Raw genomic sequence first — 14,619 nt, 5'->3', positions numbered from 1 at the left:
TAATACCTGGCTGGGATGGACGGGCCAAAAACGGCCCGCCGCGATTTTACCCTACCCACAGCACTACTGCCGAGGCGGCCAGGCAATATACGCCAAACAAGTGCCAGCGGCCCTGTTCCAGCCAGCGCGACAGCCAGCGCAGCGCGAGCAGACCGGCCACGAAGGACAAACACATGCCCAGCAAGCTCGGCGCCAGCAGCTGCGCCAAGGGCGCGCCATGGCCCGCCGCGCCGGTGTTGACCGCGTGGTAAAAGCGCCAGCCTTCCTTGACCAGCACGGCCGGCGTCAGCACCACCGCCAGTGCGAAGCTGAATTCCTCGGCGCGCCGCTGCGGCACGCCGACGGCGATCGCCGTGGAAATGGTGGCGCCGGAGCGCGAAAAGCCGCGAAATGGCAGGCACAGGCCTTGTACCGCGCCGACCAGCATGGCGCGCGGCAAGGTCAACGCGCCATCGTGGCGCGCTTGCAGCCGCGACGACAGCATGATCAGCACGCCGGCGGCGGCCAGCGCGGCGGCCATCAGCCTGGCGTTGCCGAACAGGTGTTCGATCTCGAAGCCGGGCGTGCCGGCCATCACCACATGGGTGATCAGCTTCAGCAGGCCGTAGCCGACGATGCCCGTCATCAAGGTCGCCGCCGCCAGCAACAGCAGATTGCCGCGCAGGGCCGCGCCCGAGCTGAAATACGTCTTGCGCCACGAAGCCCAGAAATACACGATGACGGCGAACATGGTGCCGGTGTGCAGCATCACCAGCAGCATGGTCAGTTCGGGCGAGGTGGGATCGAGCCCCATCAGCTTTTCCGCCATGATGACGTGGGCGGAGCTCGATACGGGCAGCAGTTCGGCAAAGCCCTGGACGACGGAGAGGATAAACAGCTGCAATAAGGTCATGGAAATCCTTGCTGGGGGCGGGCCTGCATTTTACCGGCGCGCCCCTTCCCGTGACCTGCGGCGACGATTACAGTTTGTCCATCTTCGGCGCAAACACGGCGCGAAAGGCCTTCAGCGCGGCGGGGTGGTAAATCGTGCCGTGGCTTTCCTGCGGCATGCGTTCCACATGCCAGTCCAGCCCCTTGGGCGCGGACTGCTCCAGCACCGTGGCCAGGCGTTGCACTTCGCTGGCAATGCCCGCTTCGCTGCTGCTGGCGATATACAGACTGCGTTTGCTGCCGCCTTGCCTGCCCAGCAGCCCGGCTGCCTGGCTGGGCAAAAAGCCGCGGTTCCACCACAGGCTGGGGTCGAACGCCAGGTAATGGTCGAACAGCTGGGGTTCGAGCAGCAAGGTTTCCACCACAAACAGGCCCGCCAGCGATTCGCCGACGATGGCCGTTTCACCGGTGCCACGGTAGCGCTGGCGCACTTGCGGCATCAGCTCGTCGCGGATAAAGCTGCGGTAGGCCGCCGCGCCACCGACCACCGGCGCGATGGCGCGGTCCTTGGCATCCCCGGTGGGTCCGGTCAGGTCGCGCCGGCGCTGGGTGTTTGCTATGCCGACCAGCCGGAACGGACGCATGGTGCCGTTCGCCACCGACACCTGCAGCAGGCCGGCGATGTGCAGGAAGTCCTCCGCGATGCCGCCGTCGGGCATGTACAGCACCGGCAACGGCGCGTCCGGCGGGGTATCCCAGGCGCGCGCCGTGTATACATTGATATGACGCGTTTCGCCCAGCACGGCCGAGGCGATGGCAAAGCTCTCGCCGATGACCAGCGGCGTGGCGGCGGACAGTGCCGGTTCAATGGCGGTGGCGGTGGCGGCCGGCGCCGTAATGCACAGCAGCGCGCTGAATAGCAGGTGGGAAGGATGGAATCGTGGCATGGGGTGGGTCTCGCTAGCGTGAGTGACAGAAAAAATGAACGGTTCAGCGTTGTTTCGCCGCCGCCTGGCGCAGCGCCTTCGCTTCCCGCTTGTTGGGAACATGCGGGCGCTTGGCCAGTTCGGCCTTCAGTGCGGCAATTGCCGCGCCAAACTCCTGCTGCGCCTGGGCCCCGGTGGCGCCGGCGTAATGCAGCAGGTTGGACTGCGCGGCGCGCAGCCTGCGCAGCCGGGCCAGCAATTGGCGCACGTGCAGCCCGGGCAGGTTCCCGGCCAGCATGTCGGCGGCCAGGGCGCCGGGTACATGGCCCGGTTCCAGCAGGCGTAACAGCGCCAGGCGCCGGTCGGCATCCTGGTCTGGCGGAATATCGAAAATTGTCATCTGAGTAATATTGCTGTTGGTGCTAGTCATCTGCCGCATTGTAGCCGCAAGCACCATTCCCGGTCGATTGCGCATGCAAACGTTTCTTTATGTACGGTAACAGACGGTAGCGTCTCAGCAACGCCGGTAGGCTGGTGCCATGTCCATGCCTCTTTCATTACACACCTTCCCGCAGTGCGCCGCATGGCGGCAAAGGACGTTCCATGCCATATAAAATTCTCCGCAACAGCGTGACGCTCGACCAGACCGACGGGGCAGTTACTTTCCACTTGGCCGCGTTTGGCGCAGACAAGATCTGCCGCGTGACCTCCACCGCGCTGCTCAGCCTGGGCGGCGGACAGGGCGACGCCTTGTCGGTCTTCGAAGCGCACAGCCTGCTGATCGCCCAACGGGCGTTTGCCTACCTGAGCCGCGACCTGATGGCCAGCAGCGTGGTGCTGCGCGCGCTCGATTTCTAACGCGGCCCGTCGCGGCCGTCCCGCGCCAGCCAGTCACGCGGCGACAGCTGCGTGGCGGCGCGGAAGGCGCGGGTAAAAGCGGGCTGGCTGCTGTAGCCGACTTCCACCGCGATATCCTGTACCAGCCTGCCTTGCCGCAGCTGTTCCTGGGCGCGCTCGATGCGCAGGCGGTTCAGGTACTGGGCCGGCGGACAGCCGACCATCTCATGAAACTGGCGCGCGAAGCGGCTGCGCGACATGCCGCACACGGCCGCCAGCTCGGCCACCGACCATTTGCCACCGGGATGCGCGCGCATGGCGTGCATGGCCTTGCCCAGGGCGGCATCAGACACGCCGGGCAGGGTGGTCGCCGAGATCAGCTTGTGCTGCAAGGCATGGCGCAGCAATTGCACCAGCAGTATTTCGCACAGGCGTTTCAACACCAGTTCATGGCCGGGGCCGGCCAGCTGGGCTTCCTCGAACAGCAAGGCCAGGGTGGCGGACAAGGCCGGCAGCTGCGCCAGGTCCAGGTGCAGGCAGTCCGGCAAGGCCCGCACCATGGCGTCGTCGCTGGCCAGGTGCACGCTGGCGCACAGCAATTCGGCGGTATCGCCGCCGGTCGACAGGCCATGCGCGTGCGGGCGCGGATACCATGCCACGGCCGGGCCTTCCAGTTGCAAGGGCGTGCCATCGTCGTGCGTCAAGGTCAGCGTACCCTGGCGCAGCAGGTGCAAATGGCCGCGCGTCGGTTGCACGGGGAAATGGTTGCTGCCACAAAAAGCGCCGCGAAAAAAAATATCGGCGGAAAAGCCCAGGCGCAACAGCAAGACGGAAAGAGTGTCCATGCGGAAAGAAAAAGACGGAAAGATATAAATTGTAGACTAACAGCAACTAATGATGTCATTTTTATCGCTATGATCGTCGCCAATATGGCTGTCTTGGACAGCATTCTTGTCGCGTAGCGTCGCATCAATGGAGAGTTACATGGTTCTGTCGAACTTGAAAATAGGCACGCGTCTTTACCTGGCGTTCGGCGCCGTCATCGCCTTGCTGGCGATCCTGATTACCATGGCCCAGAGCAATTTTGCCAGCCTGGGCGAAGCCAATCGCTGGAATGTGCATACTTATGAAGTGCTGGGCGAAGCGAGCGGCTTGCTCGAAGGCCTGGTCGATATCGAAACGGGCGAGCGGGGCTTTGCCTTGACGGGCAAGGATGCGTCGCTGGAGCCGCTGCTGTATGGCAAGCGCATTTTCAGCGAGCATCTGCAAAAGATCCGCGCGCTGACGTCGGACAATCCGGCCCAGCAAACCCGGCTGGCGACCCTGGAGGCGACCCAGCAGCGCTGGCTGGCGACGGCCGTCGAGCCCATCATCGCGCTGCGCCGCGCTGCCTTGGCCGACGGCAATATGGAAGCCGTTGTGGCGGCCGAGCAAGCGGGCAAAGGCAAGGCCGACATGGATGCCATGCGTGCTGTGCTCGTTGAAATCGGCCAGGCCGAACGCGGCTTGCTGGTGCAGCGCAGCGAGGAAGCCGCGGCCCTGAAAACGCGTACCAGCGTGGTCCTGCTCGGTGGCGGCGCGATTGCCGCGCTGCTGGCCTGCGTGCTGGCCTTCCTGTTGAATCGCAATATCACCTCGCCGCTGCGCGAGGCGGTGACCTTGGCCCAGCGCGTGGCCAAGGGTGACCTCAGCAGCCATATCGTCGTGCGTTCAAAAGACGAGACCGGTGAACTGATGGCCGCGCTGCGCGACATGAATGCGGCGCTGGTGACGATCGTCGGCGATGTGCGTGGCGGTACCGACACCATCGCCACGGCCTCGGCGCAGATCGCGGCCGGCAATATGGACCTGTCGTCGCGCACCGAGCAGCAAGCCAGCTCGCTGGAAGAGACGGCCTCGTCAATGGAAGAGCTGACTGCCGCCGTCAAGCAGAATGCCGATAATGCCCAGGCGGCCCGTACGCTGGCCGCATCCGCCTCGGCGGTGGCGGTGCAGGGTGGCGCGGTGGTGGCCGACGTGGTGCAGACCATGGGCTCGATCAATGCCTCGTCGCGCAAGATCGCCGACATTATCGGCGTCATCGACGGCATCGCTTTCCAGACCAATATCCTGGCCCTGAATGCGGCCGTGGAAGCGGCGCGTGCCGGCGAGCAGGGGCGCGGCTTTGCCGTGGTCGCCACCGAAGTGCGCAACCTGGCCCAGCGCAGCGCCAGCGCGGCCAAGGAAATCAAGGGCCTGATCGATGATTCGGTCGACAAGGTCGGCGCCGGCAACAAGCTGGTCGAGCAGGCCGGCGCCACCATGCAGCAGGTGGTCGACAGCGTGCAGCGCCTGTCCGGCATCATCGGCGAGATCACCGACGCCAGCGAAGAGCAGCGCGTCGGCATCGAGCAGGTCAATGAAGCGATTACCCAGATGGACCAGGTGACGCAGCAAAACGCGGCCCTGGTCGAAGAGGCCGCCGCTGCCGCCAACGCCATGCAGGAACAGGCCCAGCAGCTGTCGCAATCGGTGCAGGTATTCCGCTTGCAGGACGCCGGCGCGGCAGCGGCCAGGCCGGCCGCCATGCACGCTTCGCCGCCGCCACACCAGCCTCAGCGGCAGCAGACGCTGTTGATGCAGGGCTGATTCTCGCGGGGCGGCGGCGGTTACAGCTACAGGAAGGCAGCGTCAGCTCCTACAGTGCAAAGATGAAAGATTGTTAAAATATGCAGACGATCTTGATTTCTGGCACTTGTAGGAGCAAAAACTATGTATAATTCCCAAGAAGCAACCTCATCCTTTCAGTCACCACTCCTGGCTGGAAATCAATCTGCCGCCTCGAACCTGCTGGCATACGAGCGCTGACCCTCGCCGGAAAGCGCGTATTTATAGCAGGCTACAATGGCAAACCAACTCTTACCCTTGCGTGTCATGGTCGTCGACGACAATCGCGACGCGGCCGACCTGATCGCCGAATTCCTGCACATGTGCGGGCATGAAGCGCTGCCCATCTATGGCGGCGCCGAAGCGATCAAGGCCGCCGACGCCTTCCAGCCCGACGTCATGCTGCTCGACCTGGGCATGCCCGAAATCACCGGTTTTGACGTGGTATCCACCCTGCGCCGCACGCCGCGCTTCAAGCAGACGCGCATGATCGCGCTGACCGCCTGGGGCGATGCCCGCACGCGCGAGCGCACCCAGGTCATCGGTTTCGACCATCACCTGGTCAAGCCGGCCAGCCTGGACGATATCCTCAACGTCGTGTCGGCGCGCTAAGCGCGGCCAGACTCGCCAGCAATTCCTGGCGCCGGCCCTGTGCCTTGCGCGCCAGCGCCGCCAGTTTTTCCGACTTGCCCCAGATTGCCTGCAGCACATGGTCCACCTCGTGCGCTTCCAGGCCTTGCAGTTGCCGGTGCAGCAATTCCAGCAGTGCGTCATCGTCGAATGCCGGCGAGATCTTCAGTTTCACATTGTCGGTACAGTGGCGCAGGCAGGTGACCAGGGTGGCGATGGTGTCCGGGTTGACGCCATGGTGCGCGGCAAATGCGGCCGTGAAACTATCCTGCACGCTTTGATGCTCTTCATCGACGGCGGCCATATAGTGTTCCAGCAGTGCGAACCATTGTGGATCGGCTAGCGCCAGGCCGAAGGTGGCGTAGCTGCCCGGCATGCAATTCTTTTCATCCTCGGTATCGGCATAGAATTCATATTGCGCAATGGCCGCGCGCGCATAACGCGCCAGTCGCGGATGCAGTTCTGTATAAGCCAGCGCATTGGCGAAAAAGCGGTGGGTATCGGAGCGGGCCAGCCCTTTGATGGGCAGGTAATCGCGGACGCTTGATTTCAGCTTGATCTGGCAGCTTTTCGGAAAACCGTTTTCCAGCAGGCGGGTCACGAAATCGAGCGCCTGGGCATAGGCCGCGGCGCCTTCTTCCTTGATCTGGATATGGATAGTGGCGAAGACGTCATTCGCGGTGCAGCGCGCCTGCTCTGTCGCCAGGTCGATGGCGTCCTGCGCAAAGCTGCCGCTGCCCTCGGTCAGCATGCGGGCGGCGCGCTCGCTGCCCAGTTGCGTGGCCAGCTGGATGAACTGCAGGCCGGTCGGTTTGGCATAGCTGGGCTCGTGGCGCAGTATCATCACGGCGATATACAGCAGCAGGTCGATCTGGCCATCCGTGCCGCCGTCCTTGCCGCCGTCCTGGCCTCTGTTCTGCGCGCCGGGCTTGATGGTGTAGACATTGGCCCGGTATTCGGAACGCCGCACCTCGAAATGGCGCGGCAGGAAGCAATCCTCGGCCCAGCTGGTGCCGGCGCGGATAAGATTGCCGCGATGCTCGGCCAGCGCCGCCTGGCGGCCGGGCCGCAGCTGCTGCAGCTGCTCGAATTGCGCGATGGTCCAGGCCGCGTCCAGGGCAGGGAACAGGCGCGGATCGAGCAGGTGCCGGCTGAGGAAAAACGATTCCAGCGGCTTGCCGTCATAGCTGCCGGCGCGCAGCTTGCGGTCGATATACGCTTTGATGCGCGCCAGCAGTGCCTGCCGCTTGGCTTCGTCGAGCAATTCCAGCACCAGCCATTCGCGCTGGCCTTCGGTGGTGGGGAAGGTGGCGCGCAAGCGGAAATGGTAGTCCAGCAGGGCCGGGTCGGCGTTCGCCAGGGCGTTTCGGAATGCCTGCGCCAGTGCGGGCACGAGTTCGTCTTCCACTTGCGCCGGCGTCAGGAAAGGCGCTTGCATCGACGGCGATCCCTGGCCGAAACCCAGGTCCACGTCCAGGCTGCTGCGGCCCGGCTGGTAGTCGAGCAGCAGCTCATTGAAGACGCCGATCTGCAAGGTGGTGCGTCCCACCGTCTTGCCCGGTTCCCTGCGCGCCTGTTCATCGAACCATGCTTGCACGGTCTCCAATATTTCCTGCAGTGCCACGTCCTGACTCATCGCTGCCTTTCATTCTGTTGCCCGTAAGGCACATGATGCCTGAAACTGGCGTCAAAGCCTGTTCTGTTCGGCACGCTCGCGGCGCAGGAAAGGGCGATTTCCCGACACATCGTCAAGTAAATGCAGGTATGGCTGGACGGACATGGCGCGCACCGGTATTCTGCCCATCTGATACATATTTCTACATAGAAATACGATTATAAAAAGCACGGATAAAAGTACGAGAGGTTGCCCATGAGCGCAGAAAAGGATGTTGTGTACGGTACAGAAGATTTGTTGATGAGTTTGTGCAACTCGGTGGTTCGGGTGCTGAACGTCGCAACGCAAAGCAGGGTCAATTACTCCGGCATGGTGCAGCGCATCACCAAGACCGGCCTGAAGCCCGATATCGGTTGCTTCGTCATGTTCGACGGCGGTTTCACGGGCCTGGTGGTGCTCAATTTCGCGGCCGACACGGCGATGGAAATCTACGAGCGCTACATGCTGCACATGGGCATGCCAAAATCGGAACTGGCCGCGTTTTACACCTCCGATGAAGTGTCGAACATCATGGGCGAGCTGATGAACCAGATCGTCGGCGACTTCACGGGCAAGGTGCGGCGCGAACTGCAAACCAATATCACGCAGAGCCAGCCGAAAATGCTGGTGCTCAACAAGCAGGTCATGCTCAGCGTCGATACGCCGCTGGACCGTCCTGAAATGCGCCGTGTGACCTTCTACACGGAAAAGAACAATATTTTCTACCTGGAACTGGCGATCGACCGTACCGAGTTCATCAAGCTGCACGATTTCGATTCGCAGGAAGTCGACACCGACTCGCTGATGGACTCTGAATTCGCCAACAAGGCCAAGGATGAGGCCCCCGCACCGTCGCCCGCTGCCGCTGACGACGATAACGAGGACCTGCTCAAGTCCCTGGGCATGTAAGCCTGCCCACTGATGGCGGACTGCCGCTTACCTGGCCGCCATCGCCTGCGACAGCTCTATCGCACTGAGCTTCCAGCTCCACAAGCCATGGCGGCGCAAGACCAGGCCGCCGCCATCTTCCTGCCTGGCTGTGGGACGGATCACGAAACTGTCCCAGCCGGCATATGCGGCCGTGTAGCGGGCTTTGCTGTCCGTCTTCGGCCCAGGCGCCGCTTCGCCACTGCCGACCTTCTCATCGCCGCTGACCACGCTCTTGTTGACCAGCGCCACCACGCCCGCCGGCGAGACCATGGCGTCGACCATCTTGTTCGTCATGCTGCTGACCAAAGCCTGGCCCATGGCGGCAAACGGATTGTCCGCGCCTGCGGTGGTCCGGATGCCGTCGGCCATGGCGCCATTGATCTGCTCCTTGACGTTTTCGCGCAGGGCGGGGAAGTCGACATGTTCGGCCAGCGCGGCGGCGTCGCGTGCGGCCAGCGCCGTTTTCATCTGGTGCAGGGTGTAATACGGCGAGGCATAGGTCACGGCGCCCAAGGTGATGACGGCAATCGCCGCGGCAAGAATGAGTTTTTTCAAGGGATGTCTGTCCAGGTAGAAGGTTACGGCATCGCCAGTGTATCGAGCCGCCGCACGCCTGTCATGGCTTTTTGTTCACGGTCGCCCTGCGACCAGTATTCCAGGGTGTAATGGTCCTGGCCGTCGAGGATGAACAGCGCGTCCTTCTGCCGCCCGCTGCCGTCCTTGAAGTAGTACCTGAGCGCGGGCCTGCCTGCCACGCGCAGGGTGTACAGATCGGGAAACACCACGTCGCCGCTGCCCTTGCTGCCGGTAATCGGCATGGCCTGGATAAACAGATAGGCCTCGCCCGGACAGGTGGCCAGCAGGGTGGCGCCCGACAGCACCTTGGGCCGGGCCTGGTCGCGGGCAAAACCGGCAGGCTGTACCTTGCCGTCCGCCACGCAGCCGACGCTGGCGGCCATCGTTTCCAGCACGGCAGGATCGATGCTGGTGGCAAGCTGCATCTTGCCGGCTTGCGCCTGCCCCAGCGCCCAGCGGTGGCGCAGTGTTGTCAGCGGCACGTTGCCATCCCTGGCAAGCACGCCAGGCGCATCGGGATGCGAGGCCCTGGCGATGTTGTCTTCCTGCCGCACTCGCGCTTCTTGCGTGGCCCTGGCACGCGTTTCCTGGCTCTTTTTTTCGATTTCTTCCGGCGTGCCGACAAATACTGCGGCGGCGAGGGCCATCATTGATGCTGTCAGCACAAGATCTCCCTATAAGTAGTTGCAAATGCGTCCCATTCTCGCACATTATTGCTGTTCTGGTAACTACGACCCTGCCATGCCCTTTCATGTATCAGCTAAGTCCTTGTTTCCATGCGCCTTTGCAGTAGCTGCCAGTAGCTGCTGTATAATGGTGGAAAAGTATTCAACACCCCGTTTTCACTGGATAAAGACCCGATACCACATGCTCAGTACAGCTAACATCACGATGCAGTTTGGCGCCAAGCCATTGTTTGAGAATATTTCCGTCAAATTTGGCGACGGCAACCGCTATGGCCTGATCGGCGCCAACGGCTGCGGCAAGTCGACGTTCATGAAGATCCTGGGCGGCGACCTGGAACCGTCGGGCGGCAATGTCATGCTCGATACCAACGAGCGCCTCGGCAAATTGCGCCAGGACCAGTTCGCGTTCGAAGAGATGCGCGTGCTCGACGTGGTGATGATGGGCCACACGGAAATGTGGGCCGCGATGCAGGAACGCGACGCCATCTACGCCAACCTGGAAGCGACCGACGAAGACTACATGAAGGCGGCCGAGCTGGAAGGCAAGGTATCGGAATACGACGGCTACACGGCCGAATCGCGCGCCGGCGAACTGCTGCTGGGCGCCGGCGTCGCCATCGACCTGCACCAGGGTCCGATGAGCAATGTGTCGCCAGGCTGGAAGCTGCGCGTGCTGCTGGCGCAGGCGCTGTTCTCGAACCCGGACATCCTGCTGCTCGACGAGCCGACCAACAATCTGGACATCAACACGATCCGCTGGCTGGAAGATGTGCTCAACGAGCGCAACTCCACCATGATCATCATTTCCCACGATCGCCACTTCCTGAACCAGGTTTGCACCCACGTGGCCGACATGGATTACGGCACGCTGAAGATCTATCCGGGCAACTACGACGAATACATGTTCGCCTCGACCCAGGCGCGCAACCAGCAGCTGGCCAACAACGCGAAAGCGAAAGACAAGGTTGCCGAGCTGCAGGAATTCGTGCGCCGCTTCGCCGCCAACAAATCGAAGGCCCGCCAGGCGACTTCGCGCGCCAAGCAGATTGAAAAGATCAAGGTCGACGACATCAAGCCATCGTCGCGCGCCTATCCCTTCGTGCGTTTCGACGGCGAGAAGAAGCTGCACCGCCTGGCGGTGGAAGTGGAAAACATCTCGAAAGGTTTCGACCGCCAGCTGTTCAAGAATTTCAGTATCATGGTCGAAGCGGGCGAACGCATCGCCATCATCGGCGCCAACGGCGCCGGCAAGACCACCATGCTGCGCTGTATCGCGGGCGACCTGGCCGGCTTGCAGCCTGACCAGGGCCGCGTGAAGTGGGCCGAGAACGCCAACGTCGGCTACATGCCGCAAGACCCGACCGAGGACTTCGCCAAGGATACCAACCTGACCGACTGGATCGGCCAGTGGACCAAGGAGGGCGACGACGACCAGGCCGTGCGCTCCATCCTGGGCCGCTTGCTGTTCGGCGGCGACGACGTGAAAAAAGCCGTCAAGGTGCTGTCCGGTGGTGAAAAAGGCCGCATGATGTACGGCAAGCTGATGCTGGGCCGCCACAACGTGCTGCTGCTCGACGAGCCGACCAACCACATGGACATGGAATCGATCGAGTCGCTGAACATCGCGCTGGAAAAATACGCCGGCACCCTGATCTTCGTCTCGCACGACCGCGAATTCGTCTCCTCGCTGGCGAACCGCATCATCGAGATCAAGGAAGACGGCATTGTCGACTACAGCGGCAATTACGAGGAATACCTGAAGAGCCAGGGCATCGATTAAACACCTGACCAAACCTACTGCGCGTCGCGATTTGCGGCCTGCGATGCTCACCGTGCTATAGCACGGCTGCGCTTCTTAGCCGCAACTCACTGCCGCTCGCTACGGTTTTGTCAGGTGTTTGAAAAGCCGGTGGTGTGCCTTTTTCAAGCCGAACCGCCGTGTTGCGGTCATCTCATCCACTATCCCGTTTTTGTTTGACACAGCCATGCAAACTCTAGCCATCAAATCCGTCGAGTACGAACATCCGCAAGACGGCGCCAGCTGTACCGCCCACGCCTGGGCGCGTACGCCAGCCACGCCTTCCCCCTCCGAAAAAACCGAACTGATCGCGCGCATCAAGCGCCTGCTGGTCGAGCGCGAAGCCGTGCTGGTCGCGCACTATTATGTCGACGCCGACCTGCAGGACCTGGCCGAAGCGACCGGCGGCTGCGTCTCCGATTCGCTGGAAATGGCGCGCTTCGGGCGCGACCATCCGGCCCAGACCCTGGTGGTGGCCGGCGTGCGCTTCATGGGCGAAACGGCGAAGATCCTCAGCCCGGAAAAAACCGTGCTGATGCCCGACCTGGACGCCACCTGCTCGCTCGACCTCGGTTGCCCGGTTGATGAATTCACCGCGTTTTGCGACCAGCATCCCGACCGCACGGTGGTGGTGTATGCCAACACCAGCGCGGCCGTGAAAGCGCGCGCCGACTGGATGGTGACGTCCTCTATCGGCCTCGACATCGTCGCCCACCTGCATGCGCAGGGCAAGAAAATCCTGTGGGCGCCCGACAAGCACCTGGGTTCATATATCCAGAAAGAAACCGGCGCCGACATGCTGCTGTGGCAGGGCTCCTGCCTGGTGCACGACGAATTCAAGGGCATCGAACTCGACTTGTTGAAGGAAGAGTATCCGCAGGCCAAGGTGCTGGTACATCCGGAGTCGCCGGCCAATGTGGTGGCGCTGGCCGACATGGTGGGCTCGACCTCGCAAATGATTGCCGCCGCGCAGACCATGGACAGCGACACCTTTATTGTCGCCACCGACAACGGGATTTTGCACAAGATGCGCGCCGCCGCGCCTGGCAAGCGCTTTATCGAAGCGCCCACGGCCGGCAACAGCGCCACCTGCAAGAGTTGCGCGCATTGCCCGTGGATGGCGATGAACGGCCTGCGCAACCTGGCCGAGACCTTGGAAAACATGCAGAACGAAATTCATGTCGACCCGGCAATAGGTCAATTGGCGGTGCGCTCGATCAAGCGCATGCTCGACTTTGCCGCCGCCAAAAAGGCCGGCGTCCAGCCAGGTTCCGACCTGGCCAAGGAAGCTCAACTGTTTCAAGGAATTGGTCCCGCATGAGTACTCTCGTCAATGTTTTTGCCCCGTTTGACGCCGCCCTGGCGCGCGCCTTTGAAGCCAATTTGCTGGCCGCCTTGCTGGAAGACGTGGGCCAGTGCGACCTGACGGGTGAACTGGTGCCGCCCGACGAGATCGTCACGGCACGCGTGATCGTGCGCGAAGCGGCCGTGCTGTGCGGTGCACCATGGTTCGAAGGCGTCATGAACAGCCTCGACCGCGGCATCCGGATCGACTGGCATTACGCCGAAGGCGACCTGATGGCGGCCGACAGCGTGGTCTGCACCATCGAGGCGCCGGCGCGCGCCCTGCTGACGGCCGAACGCAGCGCGCTGAACTTCCTGCAACTGCTGTCGGCCGTGGCGACGGTCACGCGCCAGTACGTGGACGTGATCGCCGGCACTAAAGCCGCCATCCTGGACACGCGCAAGACCTTGCCGGGCCTGCGCCTGGCGCAAAAATACGCGGTGCGCGTGGGTGGCGGCCAGAACCAGCGTCTGGCCCTGTACGACGGCATCCTGATCAAGGAAAACCATATCGCGGCCGCCGGCGGCATACGCCAGGCGCTGGACAATGCGCGCACGCTGGACGCCGGCGTGCCGGTACAGATCGAAGTCGAAACCCTGGCCCAGTTGCAGGAAGCGCTGGACGCCGGCGCCGTGTCGGTACTGCTGGATAACTTCAGCAACGACATGATGCGCGAGGCGGTGGCCGTCACCAACGGCCGCGCGCTGCTCGAAGCGTCGGGCGGCATCAACTTCGACACCGTGCGCGCGATCGCCGAAACCGGCGTGGACCGCATTTCGATCGGCAGCCTGACCAAGGATGTACGGGCCACCGATTACTCCTTGCGCATCGTCGGCTGATGAACGGGGCAGGGCAGCGCCGCTGGCGCCGGCTCCTGCTCGGACTGGCCCTGTGGCCGGTCCTGTTCGCGCCAATGCAGGCGCAAGCACGTGAACTGCTGGCCGTGGGCGCGCAGTTCGAACGCGTGTTCGAATACCAGAGCAGTGGCGAATACCAGGGGCTGGGCGCCGAACTGGTGCGCATCCTGGCGGCGCGCACCGGCAATACGGTGCGCTTTCGCATGGTGCCGTGGGCGCGTGCGCAAGCCATGCTGGCCCAGGGCCAGGCCGACATCCTGATCGGTCCCTACAAGGCGCCCGAGCGGTTTTCCAGCATGGCCTTTTCCGAGAAGCCCTTTTACCAGGACCAGATCGTCTTTTATACGCGCCAGGACGCCGGCTTCAGCTGGGACGGCAACTATGCGACCTTGAAAAACCGCCGCCTCGTGATGCTCAATGGATGGGCCTATGGCTTTGAGCTGGAACGGGCGCGGCCCGGCTTGCAGGTCAGCGTCGCCAATAACGTGGAAAATGGCTTGAAGATGCTGGTGCACAACCACGTCGACCTGTTTGTCACCAACCGGCGCAACACCGAACCCGTGGTGACCCGCCTGAGCATGGAGCGGCAGGTCAGGATACTGCCGCGCGTGCTGGAAACGCAGAACGGCTACTTTGCCTTTCCCCGCTCGCCCGAATTCGACCGCCTGCGCCTGCAGTTCGACCAGGAATTCAATGTCCTGATCGACAGCGGTGAACTGAAGCGCCTCGGCAGGCGCTTCGACGTCACCGTCCCCTGACGCTTTTCAAGAGCGCCGCCCGAGCCGATTTCGCGTGTTCGTTTGCGCTGCCTCACAAGTGGCCATGAACAGTCGCAGCATAGTCATGGGCACGACGAAAGGGGAC

Annotated in this window: 15 protein-coding genes; 8 read left to right on the top strand and 7 right to left on the bottom strand. The window is 62.7% G+C overall.

Going from position 1 to position 14,619, the window contains the following annotated elements:
- Positions 1–46: 46 nt before the first annotated feature.
- From Q8L25_RS21430 to Q8L25_RS21420, 3 genes are all read right to left on the bottom strand, one after another.
- Positions 47–892 (bottom strand): undecaprenyl-diphosphate phosphatase, encoded by an 846-nt coding sequence (locus tag Q8L25_RS21430; protein ID WP_308921318.1) that lies wholly within the window; start codon positions 890–892, stop codon positions 47–49.
- Between the two features lie 67 nt (positions 893–959).
- The gene (locus tag Q8L25_RS21425) at positions 960–1,817 is read right to left on the bottom strand and encodes an alpha/beta hydrolase-fold protein (RefSeq protein ID WP_308921317.1); all 858 of its coding nucleotides are present in this window, start codon (positions 1,815–1,817) and stop codon (positions 960–962) included.
- Between the two features lie 43 nt (positions 1,818–1,860).
- Positions 1,861–2,196 (bottom strand): hypothetical protein, encoded by a 336-nt coding sequence (locus Q8L25_RS21420; protein ID WP_308921316.1) that lies wholly within the window; start codon positions 2,194–2,196, stop codon positions 1,861–1,863.
- A gap of 203 nt (positions 2,197–2,399) precedes the next feature.
- On the opposite strand from Q8L25_RS21420, the gene Q8L25_RS21415 reads away from it, so the two are divergent.
- Positions 2,400–2,654, top strand: a complete 255-nt coding sequence (locus Q8L25_RS21415) for a hypothetical protein (RefSeq protein ID WP_308921315.1) — start codon at positions 2,400–2,402, stop codon at positions 2,652–2,654.
- Here the strand turns inward: Q8L25_RS21415 and Q8L25_RS21410 are convergent.
- The gene (locus Q8L25_RS21410) at positions 2,651–3,478 is read right to left on the bottom strand and encodes an AraC family transcriptional regulator (protein ID WP_308921314.1); all 828 of its coding nucleotides are present in this window, start codon (positions 3,476–3,478) and stop codon (positions 2,651–2,653) included. The genes Q8L25_RS21415 and Q8L25_RS21410 overlap by 4 nt on opposite strands.
- 139 nt (positions 3,479–3,617) lie before the next feature.
- On the opposite strand from Q8L25_RS21410, the gene Q8L25_RS21405 reads away from it, so the two are divergent.
- Both Q8L25_RS21405 and Q8L25_RS21400 read left to right on the top strand, forming a co-directional pair.
- Positions 3,618–5,261, top strand: a complete 1,644-nt coding sequence (locus Q8L25_RS21405) for a methyl-accepting chemotaxis protein (protein WP_308921313.1) — start codon at positions 3,618–3,620, stop codon at positions 5,259–5,261.
- Between the two features lie 255 nt (positions 5,262–5,516).
- Positions 5,517–5,891: a response regulator gene (locus tag Q8L25_RS21400; RefSeq protein ID WP_308921312.1), complete on the top strand. Its 375-nt coding sequence runs from the start codon at positions 5,517–5,519 to the stop codon at positions 5,889–5,891.
- Here Q8L25_RS21400 and Q8L25_RS21395 read toward each other — a convergent pair.
- Positions 5,869–7,545, bottom strand: coding sequence for a DUF6138 family protein (locus Q8L25_RS21395; protein WP_308921311.1), 1,677 nt, complete (start codon positions 7,543–7,545; stop codon positions 5,869–5,871). The two genes, Q8L25_RS21400 and Q8L25_RS21395, sit on opposite strands and share 23 nt — an antisense overlap.
- A 234-nt stretch (positions 7,546–7,779) precedes the next feature.
- Here Q8L25_RS21395 and Q8L25_RS21390 point away from each other — a divergent pair, with 234 nt between their 5' ends.
- Complete coding sequence (locus tag Q8L25_RS21390) at positions 7,780–8,472, top strand: DUF3334 family protein (RefSeq protein ID WP_308921310.1); 693 nt, start codon at positions 7,780–7,782, stop codon at positions 8,470–8,472.
- 27 nt (positions 8,473–8,499) lie between these two features.
- Here Q8L25_RS21390 and Q8L25_RS21385 read toward each other — a convergent pair whose 3' ends face one another.
- Complete coding sequence (locus tag Q8L25_RS21385) at positions 8,500–9,048, bottom strand: DUF2939 domain-containing protein (protein WP_308921309.1); 549 nt, start codon at positions 9,046–9,048, stop codon at positions 8,500–8,502.
- Positions 9,049–9,071: 23 nt separating this feature from the next.
- Positions 9,072–9,734, bottom strand: a complete 663-nt coding sequence (locus tag Q8L25_RS21380) for a hypothetical protein (RefSeq protein WP_308921308.1) — start codon at positions 9,732–9,734, stop codon at positions 9,072–9,074.
- Positions 9,735–9,936: 202 nt separating this feature from the next.
- Here Q8L25_RS21380 and Q8L25_RS21375 point away from each other — a divergent pair, with 202 nt between their 5' ends.
- The 4 genes from Q8L25_RS21375 (at position 9,937) to Q8L25_RS21360 (ending at position 14,513) form a co-directional block, all read left to right on the top strand.
- A complete protein-coding gene (locus Q8L25_RS21375; protein ID WP_308921307.1) occupies positions 9,937–11,535 on the top strand; it encodes an ABC-F family ATPase in 1,599 nt (532 codons plus the stop codon).
- Positions 11,536–11,740: 205 nt separating this feature from the next.
- The gene (nadA, locus tag Q8L25_RS21370) at positions 11,741–12,874 is read left to right on the top strand and encodes a quinolinate synthase NadA (RefSeq protein WP_308921306.1); all 1,134 of its coding nucleotides are present in this window, start codon (positions 11,741–11,743) and stop codon (positions 12,872–12,874) included.
- Positions 12,871–13,737, top strand: a complete 867-nt coding sequence (gene nadC, locus Q8L25_RS21365) for a carboxylating nicotinate-nucleotide diphosphorylase (RefSeq protein WP_308921305.1) — start codon at positions 12,871–12,873, stop codon at positions 13,735–13,737. The genes nadA and nadC overlap by 4 nt, the downstream gene beginning before the upstream one ends.
- Complete coding sequence (locus Q8L25_RS21360; RefSeq protein WP_308921304.1) at positions 13,737–14,513, top strand: transporter substrate-binding domain-containing protein; 777 nt, start codon at positions 13,737–13,739, stop codon at positions 14,511–14,513. Before nadC ends, Q8L25_RS21360 begins: the two co-directional genes overlap by 1 nt.
- Positions 14,514–14,619 lie beyond the last annotated feature (106 nt).

The organism is Janthinobacterium sp. J1-1 (assembly GCF_030944405.1).
Classification (GTDB): domain Bacteria; phylum Pseudomonadota; class Gammaproteobacteria; order Burkholderiales; family Burkholderiaceae_D; genus Janthinobacterium.
This window is presented reverse-complemented; position numbering and strand designations above follow the sequence as displayed.

Bases quoted from the DNA above. Each gene is read 5' to 3' on its own strand.
- Q8L25_RS21395 (WP_308921311.1), bottom strand. From the start codon at position 7,545: ATGAGTCAGGACGTGGCACTGCAGGAAATATTGGAGACCGTGCAAGCA.
- Q8L25_RS21420 (WP_308921316.1), bottom strand. From the start codon at position 2,196: ATGACAATTTTCGATATTCCGCCAGACCAGGATGCCGACCGGCGCCTG.
- nadA (WP_308921306.1), top strand. From the start codon at position 11,741: ATGCAAACTCTAGCCATCAAATCCGTCGAGTACGAACATCCGCAAGAC.
- Q8L25_RS21415 (WP_308921315.1), top strand. From the start codon at position 2,400: ATGCCATATAAAATTCTCCGCAACAGCGTGACGCTCGACCAGACCGAC.
- Q8L25_RS21425 (WP_308921317.1), bottom strand. From the start codon at position 1,817: ATGCCACGATTCCATCCTTCCCACCTGCTATTCAGCGCGCTGCTGTGC.
- Q8L25_RS21360 (WP_308921304.1), top strand. From the start codon at position 13,737: ATGAACGGGGCAGGGCAGCGCCGCTGGCGCCGGCTCCTGCTCGGACTG.
- Q8L25_RS21390 (WP_308921310.1), top strand. From the start codon at position 7,780: ATGAGCGCAGAAAAGGATGTTGTGTACGGTACAGAAGATTTGTTGATG.
- Q8L25_RS21400 (WP_308921312.1), top strand. From the start codon at position 5,517: ATGGCAAACCAACTCTTACCCTTGCGTGTCATGGTCGTCGACGACAAT.
- Q8L25_RS21410 (WP_308921314.1), bottom strand. From the start codon at position 3,478: ATGGACACTCTTTCCGTCTTGCTGTTGCGCCTGGGCTTTTCCGCCGAT.
- Q8L25_RS21375 (WP_308921307.1), top strand. From the start codon at position 9,937: ATGCTCAGTACAGCTAACATCACGATGCAGTTTGGCGCCAAGCCATTG.
- Q8L25_RS21430 (WP_308921318.1), bottom strand. From the start codon at position 892: ATGACCTTATTGCAGCTGTTTATCCTCTCCGTCGTCCAGGGCTTTGCC.
- Q8L25_RS21405 (WP_308921313.1), top strand. From the start codon at position 3,618: ATGGTTCTGTCGAACTTGAAAATAGGCACGCGTCTTTACCTGGCGTTC.
- nadC (WP_308921305.1), top strand. From the start codon at position 12,871: ATGAGTACTCTCGTCAATGTTTTTGCCCCGTTTGACGCCGCCCTGGCG.